The sequence below is a fragment of the Carnobacterium sp. CP1 genome, assembly GCF_001483965.1.
Lineage (GTDB): Bacteria > Bacillota > Bacilli > Lactobacillales > Carnobacteriaceae > Carnobacterium_A > Carnobacterium_A antarcticum.
On the sequence record NZ_CP010796.1, the window covers coordinates 224,104 to 239,783 of the forward strand.

12 protein-coding genes are annotated in these 15,680 nt (G+C 37.4%); 11 read left to right on the forward strand and 1 reads right to left on the reverse strand.

What is annotated here, in order from left to right; translation table 11 throughout:
- Positions 1–331 precede the first annotated feature (331 nt).
- The 8 genes from typA (at position 332) to NY10_RS01280 (ending at position 11,025) form a co-directional block, all read left to right on the forward strand.
- Positions 332–2,176, forward strand: a complete 1,845-nt coding sequence (typA, locus tag NY10_RS01245) for a translational GTPase TypA (RefSeq protein WP_058918283.1) — start codon at positions 332–334, stop codon at positions 2,174–2,176.
- 249 nt (positions 2,177–2,425) lie between these two features.
- A complete protein-coding gene (locus NY10_RS01250; protein WP_058918284.1) occupies positions 2,426–3,586 on the forward strand; it encodes an FtsW/RodA/SpoVE family cell cycle protein in 1,161 nt (386 codons plus the stop codon).
- A gap of 136 nt (positions 3,587–3,722) precedes the next feature.
- Positions 3,723–7,154 carry a pyruvate carboxylase gene (locus tag NY10_RS01255; protein ID WP_058918285.1) on the forward strand — a complete coding sequence of 1,144 codons (3,432 nt, stop codon included), beginning with the start codon at positions 3,723–3,725 and terminating at the stop codon, positions 7,152–7,154.
- Between the two features lie 32 nt (positions 7,155–7,186).
- Positions 7,187–8,404: a CAP-associated domain-containing protein gene (locus tag NY10_RS01260; protein ID WP_058918286.1), complete on the forward strand. Its 1,218-nt coding sequence runs from the start codon at positions 7,187–7,189 to the stop codon at positions 8,402–8,404.
- A gap of 59 nt (positions 8,405–8,463) precedes the next feature.
- On the forward strand, positions 8,464–8,796 hold the full coding sequence (locus NY10_RS01265) for a YlbG family protein (RefSeq protein ID WP_058918287.1): 333 nt from the start codon (positions 8,464–8,466) through the stop codon (positions 8,794–8,796).
- Between the two features lie 73 nt (positions 8,797–8,869).
- Entirely contained in the window at positions 8,870–9,445 is a 576-nt protein-coding gene (gene rsmD, locus NY10_RS01270) for a 16S rRNA (guanine(966)-N(2))-methyltransferase RsmD (protein ID WP_058918288.1), read from the forward strand.
- Positions 9,438–9,932, forward strand: a complete 495-nt coding sequence (coaD, locus tag NY10_RS01275) for a pantetheine-phosphate adenylyltransferase (protein WP_058918289.1) — start codon at positions 9,438–9,440, stop codon at positions 9,930–9,932. The genes rsmD and coaD overlap by 8 nt, the downstream gene beginning before the upstream one ends.
- A 52-nt stretch (positions 9,933–9,984) precedes the next feature.
- On the forward strand, positions 9,985–11,025 hold the full coding sequence (locus NY10_RS01280) for a SepM family pheromone-processing serine protease (protein WP_058918290.1): 1,041 nt from the start codon (positions 9,985–9,987) through the stop codon (positions 11,023–11,025).
- Between the two features lie 52 nt (positions 11,026–11,077).
- On the opposite strand, the gene NY10_RS01285 is transcribed toward NY10_RS01280, so the two are convergent.
- Positions 11,078–11,821 carry a TspO/MBR family protein gene (locus tag NY10_RS01285; protein ID WP_058918291.1) on the reverse strand — a complete coding sequence of 248 codons (744 nt, stop codon included), beginning with the start codon at positions 11,819–11,821 and terminating at the stop codon, positions 11,078–11,080.
- Positions 11,822–12,028: 207 nt separating this feature from the next.
- On the opposite strand from NY10_RS01285, the gene NY10_RS01290 reads away from it, so the two are divergent.
- The 3 genes from NY10_RS01290 (at position 12,029) to NY10_RS01300 (ending at position 15,646) form a co-directional block, all read left to right on the forward strand.
- Positions 12,029–12,661 carry a ComEA family DNA-binding protein gene (locus tag NY10_RS01290; RefSeq protein WP_156413244.1) on the forward strand — a complete coding sequence of 211 codons (633 nt, stop codon included), beginning with the start codon at positions 12,029–12,031 and terminating at the stop codon, positions 12,659–12,661.
- A 123-nt stretch (positions 12,662–12,784) separates the two neighbouring features.
- Positions 12,785–13,240 carry a ComE operon protein 2 gene (locus NY10_RS01295; RefSeq protein WP_058920188.1) on the forward strand — a complete coding sequence of 152 codons (456 nt, stop codon included), beginning with the start codon at positions 12,785–12,787 and terminating at the stop codon, positions 13,238–13,240.
- A gap of 45 nt (positions 13,241–13,285) precedes the next feature.
- Positions 13,286–15,646 carry a DNA internalization-related competence protein ComEC/Rec2 gene (locus tag NY10_RS01300; RefSeq protein WP_082664147.1) on the forward strand — a complete coding sequence of 787 codons (2,361 nt, stop codon included), beginning with the start codon at positions 13,286–13,288 and terminating at the stop codon, positions 15,644–15,646.
- Positions 15,647–15,680: the final 34 nt, after the last annotated feature.

Genomic DNA, 15,680 nt, shown 5'->3' on the forward strand with positions numbered 1-15,680 from the left:
GATGTGGATCAAAATTAGTGAGAAAGCTGGCTTCAGGGTGAATAGCTGGCAGGCGGCCTATTGCTATGAAGCTGGATAATGAAGCGGTTGCATAAAAAAATAATAAAAATATACCGTTCTCATAGATTTTTTTCTTTTCAAAGGGTTGATTTAATGTTAGACTAGACAAGTTGATAGTTGTCTTCATAAGTTTTCAATGCGTTTTCATTCTGAATTGTGCAAAAACTTATGAAAAGTTCAAGTGCATAAATTGGATTGAATAATTTTTATATTGATAGATAGCGAATCAGAAGCATTGAAATAACGAGAAGAATCTTGGAGGAATAGATTAATGAAAAAAAGAGAAGATATTAGAAACGTAGCCATTATTGCCCACGTCGACCATGGTAAAACAACATTGGTAGACGAGTTGTTGAAACAATCGGATACATTGGATTCACATAACCAATTAGCTGAAAGAGCAATGGATTCAAATGACATTGAAAAAGAACGTGGAATCACTATTTTAGCAAAAAACACTGCTGTAAAATACAAAGACACTCACATTAATATCATGGACACACCTGGTCACGCGGATTTCGGTGGAGAAGTTGAACGGATTATGAAAATGGTTGATGGTGTTATCTTGGTAGTCGATTCTTATGAAGGTACGATGCCTCAAACACGTTTTGTATTAAAAAAAGCGTTAGAGCAAAAATTGACTCCTATCGTTGTAGTAAACAAAATCGATAAAGATGCTGCTCGTCCTGCTGAAGTTGTAGATGAAGTACTTGAATTATTTATTGAATTAGGAGCAGACGATGAACAATTAGAGTTTCCAGTTATTTATGCTTCTGCAATGAACGGAACAAGCGGATTAACAGATAACAAAGAAGAACAGGAACCAACAATGGATTATGTCTTTGACACAATCATTTCAGAGATTCCTGCACCGATTGATAATAGTGACGAGCCTCTTCAATTCCAAGTATCTCTATTAGATTATAGTGATTATCTTGGACGTATTGGTATTGGTCGTGTGTTCCGCGGAACCATTAAAGTCGGAGACCAAGTTACGTTAAGCAAGTTAGACGGTTCAACTAAGAACTTCCGTGTAACTAAATTATATGGATTCTTTGGTTTGCAACGTGTCGAAATAAACGAAGCAAAAGCAGGGGAACTTATTGCAGTATCAGGTATGGAAGATATCTTTGTTGGAGAAACAGTAACACCGATTGATCATGTAGAACCATTACCAATTTTGCATATTGATGAACCAACATTGCAAATGACTTTCTTAGCAAACAACTCACCGTTTGCTGGTCGTGAAGGAAAATGGGTTACTTCTCGTAAAATTGAAGACCGCCTAATGGCAGAGTTGCATACCGATGTTTCTTTATTGGTAGAAAACACTGATTCTCCTGACGTATGGATCGTTTCCGGTCGTGGAGAGTTGCATCTTTCTATTTTGATTGAAAACATGCGTCGTGAAGGGTATGAAATTCAAGTTTCACGTCCTGAAGTTATCCTTAAAGATTTTAATGGCGTTCAATGTGAGCCGTTTGAATTGGTTCAAATTGATACTCCAGAAGAATATATGGGATCTATTATTGAATCACTAAGTGCACGTAAAGGCGAAATGCAAGACATGGTCAACAATGGAAATGGTCAAATCCGTTTGACTTTCCTAGCTCCTGCTCGTGGTTTGATCGGTTACTCGACAGAGTTTCTATCAATGACACGTGGTTACGGAATCATGAACCACACATTCGATCAATACTTGCCGCGTATCAAAGATAAAATCGGTGGACGTCGTCACGGTGCTTTAGTTTCAACTGAAACAGGAAAAGCTACCACTTACGGAATTATGGGAGTTGAAGATCGTGGAACGATCTTTATCGAACCAGCTACTGAAATATACGAAGGTATGATCGTAGGAGAAAATGCTCGTGAAAATGATATCACGGTCAATATCACAAAAGCTAAACAAAAAACTAACGTTCGTTCAGCCAATAAAGACCAAACAAACGTTATCAAAGCTCCACGTCATTTGACTTTAGAAGAATCATTAGAGTTTATTGCTGATGATGAATATTGTGAAATCACACCGTTGTCTGTACGTTTACGTAAACGTGTTTTGAACAAAGGTGAACGTGAAAAATCTGCGAAGAAAAACAAAGCATCACAAAACGGCTAAGGATGTTGAAAAAGATTTCAAGGACAAGAAATTTTGTTCTTGAAATCTTTTTTTATTATAAAAGTAACCGTTATCACGAAGAGGAAAGAGAACTAATTAGAAAATCCTAATCTTTGATATTGTTGGATGGTCGTTTTGTTGATATAATGAAACTGTTACATCAGAAGAAGGTTCGTGAATAGTCAGCGAGTTATAAAAAATAAAAATCAGAAAAATAAAGGAGGCCACAGGCTTCTTTTAGCCGTTGATATGAAAAAACTGAAATATCTAGACTATTATATTTTTATCCCATATTTGGTTCTTTCCGTATTTGGTGTTTTAATGGTTTACAGTTCAAGTAGTTACATTGCCATTAGTCAATACAATAATCCGGAATATTATTTTATTAAGCAAGCTGCATTTGTAGGAATGGGTTTAGTGCTTAGCTTGTTTATCTTCTTATTAAAATACGACAACTTAAAACATAGAAAGATAATTATGTGTGCTATTGGGTTGATTGTAGGATTGTTAGTATACTTGCTCATTTTCGGAAAAGAAATAAATGGAGCAAAGGGTTGGTTAGATATTGGTCCTGTTGGCATTCAACCAGCTGAGTTTGCTAAAATAGCTGTTATTTGGTATTTTGCGTACATCTTTTCGCGAAGACAATATCAAATCGTCCATAATTTCTGGTCTTCAATGAAGCAGCCGATTATTTTATTTGGGACTATCTTATTATTGATTGCTATTCAGCCTGATATAGGCGGAGCGGCTATCATTTTAGTTATCGGTGTTATTATGATTTTTGCTAGTGGTGTTTCTACTAAATTAGGCATCACAATGGGTGCATTAGGAATAACTGTTATTCTAGGTGTGGTAGAATTGGTACAGATTTTCGGAACAAAGCTGCCTTTTCTCCAGCCTTATCAATACGATCGGTTTTTGGCATTTTGGGATCCTTTTGAAGTATCGCAAAGCGCTGGATTGCAACTGGTCAATTCGTATTATGCACTCAGTCGCGGAGGACTTTTTGGCGTTGGTATTGGACAAAGTGTACAAAAAACAGGTTATCTGCCTGAGCCGTACACAGACTTTATTATTTCGATTTTAGGTGAAGAACTAGGCTTAATTGGTGTATTGTTTGTTTTAGGGCTCTTCATCTTTTTAGTCCTAAGAATTTACCTTGTTGCTATCCGGACGAAAGATCCCTTTGGGTCGTTGCTTTGTATTGGAATAGCTACCATGTTTTTAATACAAGGTTCCATCAATTTGGGAGGAGTGCTAGGATTGCTTCCCATAACTGGAGTAACATTCCCTTTTATAAGTTACGGGGGCTCCAGCACGCTGGTATTAACAATTTCAATAGGTTTGATCCTGAATGTTAGTGCGTTAAATAAAATGCGCGGACAGAATGAAAAAAATGCAAAATAGAGACTGTTTTTTGTTTAACACACACAAATAAAAATGCCTCTTAACATAGAGGCATTTTTTGTTAATATTTGCCTAGATAGACTTGATTCGTTAAGATAAACGAATCAATAAAAAAAAGTATATGAGGAGTGGGGAAATGGAGAAAGTTTTAGTAGCAAATCGTGGAGAAATAGCGATCCGGATATTTAGAGCTTTAACAGAACTACATATTGGAACTGTCGCTGTTTACGCACAAGAAGACGAAGGGTCGGTTCACCGTTTTAAAGCAGATGAAGCTTATCTAGTTGGAAAAGGCAAAAAACCGATTGAAGCCTATTTAGATATTGAAGATATGATTCGAATCGCGAAGGATGCTGGAGCAGATGCCATCCATCCAGGATATGGTTTTTTATCTGAAAACATTGAGTTCGCTAAACGTTGTGAAGAAGAAGGTATTACGTTTATTGGCCCAAAATTGTACCACTTAGATATTTTTGGCGATAAAATCAAAGCAAAAGAAGCAGCGATTCAAGCAGGAATCCAATCCATTCCAGGATCTGACGGACCGGTTGCTGGTTTGGAAGAAGTGAAAGCCTTTGGTGAAAAACATGGCTATCCGATCATGATCAAGGCGACTCTTGGCGGTGGCGGTCGAGGTATGCGTGTCGCTCACTCTGCAGAGGAAGTCAAAGACAGTTTTGAACGTGCACGCAGCGAAGCTAAATCGGCTTTTGGGAACGATGAAATTTATGTGGAACGCTATATTCGTGATCCAAAGCATATTGAAGTTCAAATATTAGGAGATACTCATGGGAACGTGATTCATTTATACGAACGCGATTGTTCTGTTCAAAGGCGTCATCAAAAAGTAGTTGAAGTCGCACCGTGCGTGTCCATTTCAGATGATCTTCGCAATAGGATGTGTCAAGCGGCTGTTCAATTGATGGAACACGTAGGCTATGTTAATGCAGGAACCGTCGAATTTTTATTGGAAGGTTCGGAATTTTACTTCATTGAAGTCAATCCGCGTGTCCAAGTGGAACACACTATTACTGAGATGATTACAGGAATCGATATTGTCCAAGCTCAAATTCAAATTGCGCAAGGTTTAGATTTGCATAAAGATATTCATATTCCGGAACAAGCAGATATTCCGTTGATCGGAGCAGCTATTCAATGCCGGATCACAACAGAAGATCCGCTAAATAATTTCTTGCCTGATACAGGTAAAATTGATACGTACCGTTCGCCAGGTGGATTCGGTATTCGACTAGATGCAGGAAATGGTTTCCAAGGTACGGTTGTTTCGCCGTTCTTTGATTCATTGCTTGTTAAAGCTTGTACACATGCTTCAACGTTTGAATTAGCCGTTCAAAAAATGGAACGAGCTTTAAAAGAATTTAGAATTCGCGGAGTGAAAACCAATATACCTTTTATGCAAAATGTTATTTCTCATCCTATCTTTTTAACGGGCGAAGCAAAAACGACGTTTATTGATACTTCACCAGAATTATTTAAATTTTCAAAGGTACGTGATAGAGGAAATAAAACCATGAAATACATTAGCAATATCACTGTCAATGGATTTCCTGGAATTGAGAATGCCGAAAAGAAATTTTATGAACCAGCTAGAAAACCAAAGCATTTGGTTTTATTAGATGAAGGGTATAAGAGTGCAAAAAACATTCTTGATCAACAAGGAGCAGATGCAGTAGTAGAATGGGTCAATCATTCGAAAGAAGTTTTATTAACAGATACAACCTTTAGAGATGCACATCAAAGTTTACTAGCTACTCGTGTACGAACTCAAGACTTTTTAGCGATTGCTGAGGAAACTGAAAAAGCGATCCCGCAATTATTCTCATCAGAAATGTGGGGAGGAGCTACTTTTGATGTTGCTTATCGATTCTTAAATGAAGACCCATGGGAACGTTTAAGCAAATTAAGAGAGAAGATGCCGAATACCTTACTCCAAATGTTATTTAGAGGATCCAATGCTGTAGGGTATCAAAATTATCCTGATAATGTGATTGAAGCCTTTATCCAACAAGCGGCAAAAAATGGAATTGATGTGTTCCGTATTTTTGATAGCTTAAATTGGATTCCACAAATGGAAAAAAGCATTCAATTTGTCCGCGATACGGGTAAAATTGCAGAAGCAGCCATTTGTTATACAGGGGATATCAATGACCCGGCAAGAGACAAATATACTGTCGAATACTATAAACAAATGGCTAAAGAATTAGAAAACCAAGGAGCTCATATTATTGCAGTCAAAGATATGGCTGGAATCTTAAAACCACAAGCCGCTTATCGTTTGATTAGCGAATTAAAAGCCAGTGTTGATCTGCCGATTCATTTGCATACTCATGATACGAGCGGCAATGGTATTTTCACATATGCTTCAGCTGTCAAAGCAGGAGTAGATATTGTGGACGTAGCTATGAGCGCGATGAGCGGGGCGACTAGCCAACCTAGTATGAATAGTTTGTACTATGCCTTATTAGATGCTGAGCGCTGCCCGACATTCAATATCGAAAACGCCCAACAAATCAACCATTACTGGGAGGATGTACGGACACGTTACAGTGATTTTGAAAATGGAGTCAATTCGCCTCAAACAGAAGTCTATCAACATGAAATGCCTGGTGGACAATACACCAATTTGCAGCAACAGGCCAAAGCTGTTGGTTTGGAAAACAAATGGGATGATGTAAAGGAAATGTATGCTGTCGTGAACCAAATGTTTGGTGACATTGTTAAAGTGACGCCTTCTTCCAAAGTTGTGGGCGATATGGCTTTGTTCATGGTTCAAAATAAATTGACCGAAAAAGATGTCTATGAAAAAGGGATGGAGATTGATTTCCCTGAATCGGTTATTAGTTTGTTCATGGGAGATTTAGGACAACCTACTGGCGGTTTTCCAGAAAAACTACAAAAAATCGTTTTAAAAGGCAAACAACCTATCACGGTTCGACCAGGAAGTTTAGCAAAATCGGTTGACTTTGAAAAGACAAAAAAAGAATTAGCGGACAAAATAGGACAAGAACCATCAAACGAAGACGTGCTTAGTTACATCATGTATCCAGAAGTCTTTTTAGATTACCGTAATAATTATGAACAATTTGGTGATGTGACGGTGTTAGATACGGTAACGTTCTTCCATGGTATGCGAACAGGGGAATCGATTGAAGTTCAAATTGAAAAAGGAAAAACTCTTATTATCAAATTGAATCAAATCGGTGAGCCGGATTCGGAAGGAAATCGTATTATTTACTTTGACTTAAATGGACAAGGCAGAGAAGTAGTTGTAAAAGATTTTAGCATTACAAGTACAGCCGCAGTCCGTAGAAAAGCTGAACCAACGAACAAAGAGCATATCGGAGCAACCATGCCAGGTTCAGTTATCGAAGTATTAGTAGCAAAAGGAGACCGTGTTAGCCAAGGAGAACCTATTGTTATTACTGAAGCAATGAAAATGGAAACGACTATCAAAGCTAATTTCGATGGAGTCATTGATCAAATTTATGTGGAGTCAGGCGACGTAATTGAAACAGGCGACTTATTGATTGAAATGATTGCAAAATAAGCTCTTAAGAAACTAGCAAGGAGGCCAATAGGATGAAAACTATTTTGAGAGCTCTACCCATTTTTATTCTCTTGATGATGTTAATATACTGGGTTCCTCAAATCGCATCCAACAGTCCTTCTGAAATCATTACACAAAAAACTAAACTGCAAGAGGTTAAAAAAGAAAGCAATTCTAATCAATCAACTCTTCTTAAACAAGATACTCTCCCTGAAGCAGGAATGGGAGAGTACATGGGAAAAGCGATTGAGACTATTCAAGAAAAATATGGTGAACCTTTGCGGATCGACCAAACAGCCTATGGATATGACTGGTGGGTCTACGGAGAAGATGAGCAAGATTATTTTCAAATAGGAGTTTCTCACGAAGGCAAAATTACAAACGTCTTTGTCTTAGGTTCTCAATTAGACGTCTCTCCTTTTCAAATAGGAATGGACGTTACTGAAATTTACCAAATCGCTATGTTTTATCCCACGTTCTCTATTGATTATCAAGAAGAAACGTACATGCTTGAATTATCGGAAAATGATTTGAATTTCCATCCTTTAATTTCTTTCGAAAATCAAACATTTGCTATCTTGATGGTTGACCGGAAAACAAATGAAGTGAATGCTGTGCGCTATTTAGATAAACGTTCTTTATTACAACTAGGTGTTTACGAAATTGCTTCGCAAACGCCGGTGCCTCCTGTAAAGCATCAAGATGAAGAACTAAATGATATTTACGCAAGCAATCACCGAGAAATTTTAGAAATACTCAATAACTTGCGGCAGCGTTATGAGATTCCAGAACTCGTTTATAGTGAAGAACTCTCATCAATTGCAGATAGTGTTTTTTCTTATCAAGAAAAACTTTACGCTGCTGATTTACTTGAGAAGGACAATGCTGAAGTTCAGAAACAACTAGATGAAGAAAAATCGTCTAGCGAAGGAACACTTGATGATGATTCGGAAATTGAAGCGTTTATTGAAGAAGACGCAACAACTGAAGAAACTCAATTGGGTGATTATCCGCCATTAACAAGCGAGCAGATTCAAATGAAGTTGGAAATGGAACAAGTTAAAGTAGCTGATACTCGTGTTTTATATTTTGACCAATCGGCTGATTCTACTTGGCTGACGACTTTTTGGTTCAGTCTAGAGAATCAGCGTAGATTATTAACGGATCCGGAAATGAAGCGTTTTGGAATTTCATTTCGTAGTCAAGAAGTTCTTTTGATGCTAGATAAAGAAGCAGAAAATAGTGAGTGAACAGGGAATGCTTTTCAGAGTAAAAAGGAAAGAACGAGGATTGCATAAGGAGGGTGGATATGGAGTTAGTTCTGAATGAACGTCAAGGCTTGATTGTGTGGGTCTACAGTTTAAGGCATTTAAAAACATTAAAACGATTTGGTCTTATTCATTATGTATCAAAAAAAATGAAATACGTTGTTATTTACATCAACCGTTCAGATATGGAAATGACAGAAAAGAAAATCAAAGAATTACATTTTGTTCGACAAGTAGAACCCTCTTACAGACCACTGATCAATATGGATTTTAAAGAGACTCTCGAAAAAATAGCTCCTAGAAAAGAGGCTGAGGGTGTAGTAGAAATCAAGGAAGATCCCTTGGCAATTAATGACATGTCTGATAGAAAATAAGAGCAGTTAAAAGGGTGATAGCAACTATCACCCTTTTTTAGAGAAAAAATTAGTGGAAAAGGAACGGTGTTAGATGAGAGTGATTTCAGGCGAGTATGGCGGAAGAAAATTAAAAGCAGTTCCTGGTATAAATACGAGACCGACAACTGATAAAGTAAAAGAATCATTGTTTAATATTATTGGTCCTTATTTTGACGGAGGAAACTGTTTGGATTTATTTGCTGGAAGCGGCAGTTTATCTATTGAAGCTGTCTCACGAGGATGCGACCATGCTGTTTTAGTCGATCAAAGTCCAGCAGCCATTAAAACCATCAAAGAAAATATCACGATGACAAAAGAACCAGCTAAATTTGAAGTTTTTAGAAATGATGCTAATCGAAGTATCGAAGCATTGGCCAGTAAAAAAAGAACGTTTGATTTGCTTTTTCTAGATCCGCCTTATATGGAACAAGATATTGTAAAACAAATAGAAAAAATCATGGCTGCAAATCTTTTAACAAATCAAGCATTGATTATTTGCGAAGTGGGACGAAAGGTCGATTTGCCGGTAGAAATTAACAGAGCTAAAGCATTCAGGACTGAAATTTACGGAGCTAGTAAAATTGTTATGTATCAAGTAAGTGAAGAAGGAGTCGTGGCAGATGTCTAAAGTAGCGCTTTTTCCAGGAAGTTTTGATCCGTTTACAAATGGTCATGTAGACACGGTTGAACGAGCAGCAAAAGTTTTTGACCGGGTTGTTATTGCTGTAGCAACGAATACTTCAAAAAAATCTTTATTTAATACTGGCGAAAAAATGGAATTGATCCAGCAGGCTGTTGCCCATATTGGAAATGTAGAAGTAATGGAGCACTCAGGTGGATTGACGATTTCTTTAGCCCAACAAATTGGAGCAGATGCAATGATTCGCGGTTTACGTAACATACAAGATTTTGAATATGAAATGAATATTGCCGCTATGAATAAATTACAAGATGCTGAAATTGAGACAGTCATCTTAATGGCTTCAGAAAAATACCGCTTTTTAAGTTCAAGTTTAATCAAAGAAGTGGCCTCTTTTGGAGGGGATATTTCTGAACTGGTTCCTGCTAATGTAAACCACGCTGTTAAAGAAAAATACAACAATACTGAAGCATAAAACTAGAGGTTTTATACTTTAAGCCAATCTTGTTACGTAAAGGATGAGTAAAATGAAAAAACAAACGGTTTTAAAACGAATCGGATGGGTTAGTTTAATTTTGCTGATTATTTTAGGATTTTTTTTACCGTTGCCCTACTATATTGAAGCACCTGGCTCAGCTGTTCATTTGTCTGAACTCATCGAAGTGAACAACCAGAAAGACAAAAATGCAGGAAGTTATATGCTGACAACAGTTTCGATTAGGCAAGCGACCCCTTTAACATACTGGATGAAATATTTGCCCTTTCATGAAGGAGTAACTGAAGAAGAACTTTTTGGAATGACGACTACGAGTGAAGAATACGATAACTTGCAAAAGTATTATATGGACAGTTCAATTAATGCAGCAATCGAATTAGCTTATCAAACAGCTGGAGAAACGTATACATTAACGTATAACGGCATTTATGTTATGTCCATTTTGCCAGGTTCTGGTTTTGCCGGAAAGCTGGAAATCGGAGATACGGTAAGCGCTTTGGATGGACAAACATTTAAAAGCTCCGCAGAATTCATGGATTATGTCAAACAGCAAAAGATTGGGCAGGATCTAACCGTTACTTATCAGCGCGATGGCATAGCGGGCGTAGTTACTGCTCCGTTGATGGAGATGGAACAAAAGGTACCTGGCTTAGGAATCAGTTTGGTCGATCACACAACCATTGAAACGGCTATTCCCGTCATCATTAAGACAGACGAAATTGGCGGACCTTCAGCAGGTTTTATGTTTGCGTTACAAGTCTATACGCAACTGGTTGGGGAAGATTTGCGTCAAGGACAAGAGATAGCAGGGACAGGAACGATTTCTCCTGATGGAACAATTGGTCGAATCGGCGGTATTGAAAAGAAAGTGGCCGCAGCTGATAAAGAAGGAGCAACGATTTTTTTTGCACCAGATGACACCATTGACCCAGTCATCCGAAAACAGTATCCTGCTTTACAATCGAACTACCAAGAGGCATTAAAAGCCGCAGCAGAGATTGGTACAGAGATGACTGTTGTACCCGTTAAAAGCTTTCAAGATGCAATTGATTATTTAAAAGAATTGAAATAAAAGCAATAAAAAAATCCCGTTAAACCGTTTTCAGTTTAGCGGGATTTTTTTATTAAAAGTGATATTTTGGTGTTTGTTTTTTACGAACCCACCACCAGTAACCAAGAGCTGCAATACCGATTAAAATGGTTAAACCAAGCACTGTGAGAGCTAAGGTAGTATGAGCAGCTTGATTTTTAACAAAAATGCCAATCATTGCCCAAATAAAAACCGCTATTATTCCCCAGTCTTTCAAGAAATAAAGAATGCTGAAAGCCAGAACAGTTGTTAAGACAAAGAGTACATAAGTCAAGGCGAATTGAAATGAGGCACCAATCTCAATAGAAGCTACCAGCCAATAACTTAAGTTAGTGAGAGTAGCAACGATGATCCAACCAAGATAAAGGGAAATTGGCAACAACATTAATGTCGATTTATTTTTATGACGTTGCGTTTGATATAAATAAAAAATGCTTACTAATAAACCTGTAATGATCAGTAAAGCCAAACCATCGTATAAATAGTGCCAAGCAATGATCCATAGTGCATTAAATAAACAAGTAACTAGAAATCCCCCATATTGCGCATTGGACAAACGTTGCTTTTTCATGCTAAAGCTCAGCAACCATAAAAAAAGCCCAATGTAGATAACACTCCAAATACTAAAGACGTAACCAGCTGGGGTGAATAAAACAGGATATAGATTTGAAATTTCGCCGGTTTGATAGCCATTAAGCGGAAGAATATTGGCTAATGCATTGACAGTGATCATAATAGCAAATGCTAAATACATAAAAAATTGTTTTTTGACTTTCATATATACCACTCCTTTTTTTAACCATACTACAACAGACAACAAAAAAACAAAGATTAGAGATTAAAAATTAAAAGAAAGAGCATAAAAATACAGATAGTTAATAAAAGAAGAAAAGAATGAAAGGAGGCCATCTGAATGAATGTGCTGCTAAAGAAATGGAAGGAGAAGTACTGGTTAATCAGTATCATAAGTTTAGGAATAGGGATAATGATTGTATTAGGAGTTTTAGCAGCAGTCGCTTTTATGAAACCCGCTAACGTTGAAAGTACTGATGTTTTAACAAATTATTTAGAAGATTCAACTCGTTTAGAGGGTAGGGAAGAGACGGATACAAATGAGGCTGCTTCTTCAGAAGAGGGAGGAAATAAAACGGATGAGACAAAGACTATTTATGTGGATATAAAAGGTGCTGTTCATCTTCCAGGCGTGTATGAAATCCAATCAGATTTGCGGTTGATCGATGTGATTGCTTTAGCAGGCGGACTGTTGCCCACAGCAAATCAAAATGGGGTTAATATGGCACAAAAATTGGCCGACCAAATGATGATCATTATTCCTGAAACAGGAGCAGCAGAAGATGAAACAATAAATCAAACGGTTACGATCGTGACTCCTGAAGAAGCGGTCGAAGAAGCTGGCGGAAAAGTAAATCTTAACAAAGCAACGATTCAAGAATTGCAAACTTTATCCGGAATTGGTGAAAAAAAAGCTGAACGAATTTTACAATATAGGCAAGAAAATGGCTCTTTTAAAACGACAGAAGAATTAAAAGAAGTGTCCGGCATTGGCGAAAAAACATTTGAAGCATTGGAAGCTTTTATTACAGTGGGCGCTGAATAAAGTGTTTCTTGATTAAAGAGTGATTGAAAAGTAAGAAAGGCTTTTGTATACTGAATGAAATGTCAGGTAGAGAGTGATTTTATCAAGACAGGTTAAAGAAAATTAATTGGAGGAATGGTTATGATAGAAAGGATTCCGTGGGATCAATATTTTATGTCGCAAAGCTTACTACTTTCATTAAGAAGTACTTGTAAGAGATTAACAGTAGGAGCAACGATCGTCAGGGAAAAAAGAATCATTGCTGGCGGATACAATGGTTCAGTTGGTGGGGACATTCATTGTATCGATGAAGGGTGTTACGTGGTTGATGGACATTGTTTAAGAACCATTCATGCTGAAATGAATGCTATTCTACAATGTGCTAAATTTGGTGCACAAACAGAAGGAGCGGAAATTTATGTGACTCATTTTCCTTGTCTTCAATGTACTAAGATGATTCTTCAAGCAGGTATCAAAAAAATTTATTACTTAGAGGATTACCACAATAATCCTTATGCGTTAAATTTAATTGAACAAGCCCACGTTCAATGTCAAAAGGTCTCTTTACCAGAGAACTTTTTTAAGGAATTAGCGTTTTAAAACCATGCCAATCGGTAATAACTTGCTGAACTCGGACACAACAGAATGAAAGATTATTTTTTGTTTGCGGCTATTTTTTGCTTATTGGTGACCGTAACCGTTTTGACACAAGGGCATTGGCTTAGTCTATTGTTGTTGGTTCTTCTTTTTTTTAGAATATGTGCAACTCATAAACGAAACCTTCTTTTAGGTACGCTTCTTTTAGCGGTTTTTATTGCTTTCATCACTAATATTCATCAATGGACGAATCGAACAACTTTGTCATCAAACGAACAATCTTTTTTTATGAAAGTAGATACAGCTACACTGAAAATAGATGGGGATCGAGTACAGTTTTATGGAACAGTACAAGCAACTCCAACTAACCAGCAAGTATCAGAAAAGTTGGTTGTTTTTTATACGTTGTTAACCGAAACAGAAAAAATCCAATGGCAATCCTTGCCAGCTGAAGTGTTGCTTAAGATCAATGGCGAGTTGTCCGTGCCAGAAAACAATCGTAACCAATACCAATTCAATTACCGTAGTTTTTTATATCGAAAAAAAATTCATTGGATATTGAACGCAGAAACGATTGAGGAAGTACCGCAATCAGAACCATCCATTTTAGAAAGAGTCGGTTTCAAACAACTAAGGAAAGCTGTCTTAACACATATCGATCAGCGAATGACACCTAAAATAGCTAGCTATGTAAAAACGCTTCTTTTTGCAGATATAGGCGCATTAGATCAAACGATTATGCAAAACTTTAAAAATATCGGAATTGTTCACTTATTAAGCATTTCAGGTTTACATATCCAGTTTTTTTTAACGGGATTGGTTTATTGTTTCTGGCGGATAGGCGTCACTAAAGAAACGACCTTTTATTGGATGCTGCTGCTTTTGCCTTTCTATGGTAGTTTAGCTGGCTGGGGAACGAGTGTGTATCGTTCCTTGGTTATGGGATTGATCTTGCTGGCTAGTTCTCATTTCCGCTGGTCAATTTCTAGTTTAGATGTTTGGTCTTGGACGCTCCTATCTGCGTTAGTCCTCAACCCTTATCAAATCTACTCAGTCGGGTTTCAGTTAAGCTACTTATTGAGCCTGGTTTTATTGCTGCTCTCATCATCTTTTTTGAATCGCTCAAGACCAGCATTGATCACGAGTTTGATGATTTCTTTTTTGATGGTGCTGGTTTCGATTCCTATCTTATCTTTTCATTTTTTTGAGTTTTCATGGATAGGTGTGCTGACCAACTTGATTTTTGTTCCAGTGTTTACATGGGTGCTGTTACCTTTATTTATCTTGCTGTTTTTTCTATCGTTTATTTTGTTTCCTTTTCCGTTTTATCAAAGCATCTTACACGCAGTCGGCTTATTGATTGAAGCAGTTGAGTGGCTTGTCCAATGGTTCAGCAAATTTCCGTTTGCTGTGATTGTTACTGGCAGAGTACCCTTGACATTAACCGTTTTACTGACATTGTCTCTTATCTTTTTTCTTATCACGTTAGAAGCTGATCAAAAAGTTAAAAAGAAGCGAATCTATAGCGTTTTTTTAGTAGCGATGACGTTATTCGTTTTTGTCTTTTATCAAAAGTATTCACCTTTTGGCGAAGTCATTATAGTCGATGTTGGCCAAGGAGACGCTATTCTAATGAAAGATCCTTTTGGGAAAGGGCATTATTTAATGGATACTGGAGGCTCCTTGCTGTTTGAAAAAGAAAAGTGGCAGCTAAGAGAACGACAGACCACAGTTGCGAGCCGTGTATTAATACCTGTATTAAAGTCTCACGGAATCACTTCGTTGGATCAAGTCTTTATTAGCCACGGTGATGAAGACCACGCTGGCGCTTTACGTGAGCTAGCCCAGACTATCCGAGTAAAAGAATTGTTATTTCCAGCTGGAACAACACAGAAAGCTGCTTTTCGTACTACGGTCTTAGAATTGGCGGAAAAGGGAACGTTAATGCAGGAAGTTTTGGCCTCTAAGGAAAGCATCACTATGCTGAATCAGTCATTAATGGTATTGTGGCCCTTCTCGTCAGGAGCAGGGGAAAACAATGATTCAATGGTGGTTTATGGTAAAATTGGATCTTTTTTGTGGTTGTTTACTGGCGATTTGGAAGAAAGCGGGGAAAAGAACTTATTAAAACAATACCCTTATTTAAGAGCAGATATTTTGAAAGTTGGGCATCATGGCAGTCAAACTTCTTCCAGCAAGCTGTTTATCGAAACCTTAGACCCAAAATTGGCTTTGATTTCATGCGGGTTAAACAATCGCTTCAAACATCCTAATGAAGAAGTGCTGCAGCGTATTGAAGAAGTTGGAGCAAAAGTTTACCGAACAGATCTTAACGGCGCAATTCATTATCGTTACTTAGAACTAAACCAGAAAATGTATTTAGAAACCATTCAAACGATTTTGAAATAAAAAAAGAACTTGCAAATTCAATCCTAGCTTTGTA

Coding starts and splice junctions, on each gene's coding strand:
- typA (WP_058918283.1), top strand. CDS start 332: ATGAAAAAAAGAGAAGATATTAGAAACGTAGCCATTATTGCCCACGTC.
- NY10_RS01250 (WP_058918284.1), top strand. CDS start 2,426: ATGAAAAAACTGAAATATCTAGACTATTATATTTTTATCCCATATTTG.
- NY10_RS01255 (WP_058918285.1), top strand. CDS start 3,723: ATGGAGAAAGTTTTAGTAGCAAATCGTGGAGAAATAGCGATCCGGATA.
- NY10_RS01260 (WP_058918286.1), top strand. CDS start 7,187: ATGAAAACTATTTTGAGAGCTCTACCCATTTTTATTCTCTTGATGATG.
- NY10_RS01265 (WP_058918287.1), top strand. CDS start 8,464: ATGGAGTTAGTTCTGAATGAACGTCAAGGCTTGATTGTGTGGGTCTAC.
- rsmD (WP_058918288.1), top strand. CDS start 8,870: ATGAGAGTGATTTCAGGCGAGTATGGCGGAAGAAAATTAAAAGCAGTT.
- coaD (WP_058918289.1), top strand. CDS start 9,438: ATGTCTAAAGTAGCGCTTTTTCCAGGAAGTTTTGATCCGTTTACAAAT.
- NY10_RS01280 (WP_058918290.1), top strand. CDS start 9,985: ATGAAAAAACAAACGGTTTTAAAACGAATCGGATGGGTTAGTTTAATT.
- NY10_RS01285 (WP_058918291.1), bottom strand. CDS start 11,821: ATGAAAGTCAAAAAACAATTTTTTATGTATTTAGCATTTGCTATTATG.
- NY10_RS01290 (WP_156413244.1), top strand. CDS start 12,029: ATGATTGTATTAGGAGTTTTAGCAGCAGTCGCTTTTATGAAACCCGCT.
- NY10_RS01300 (WP_082664147.1), top strand. CDS start 13,286: ATGAAAGATTATTTTTTGTTTGCGGCTATTTTTTGCTTATTGGTGACC.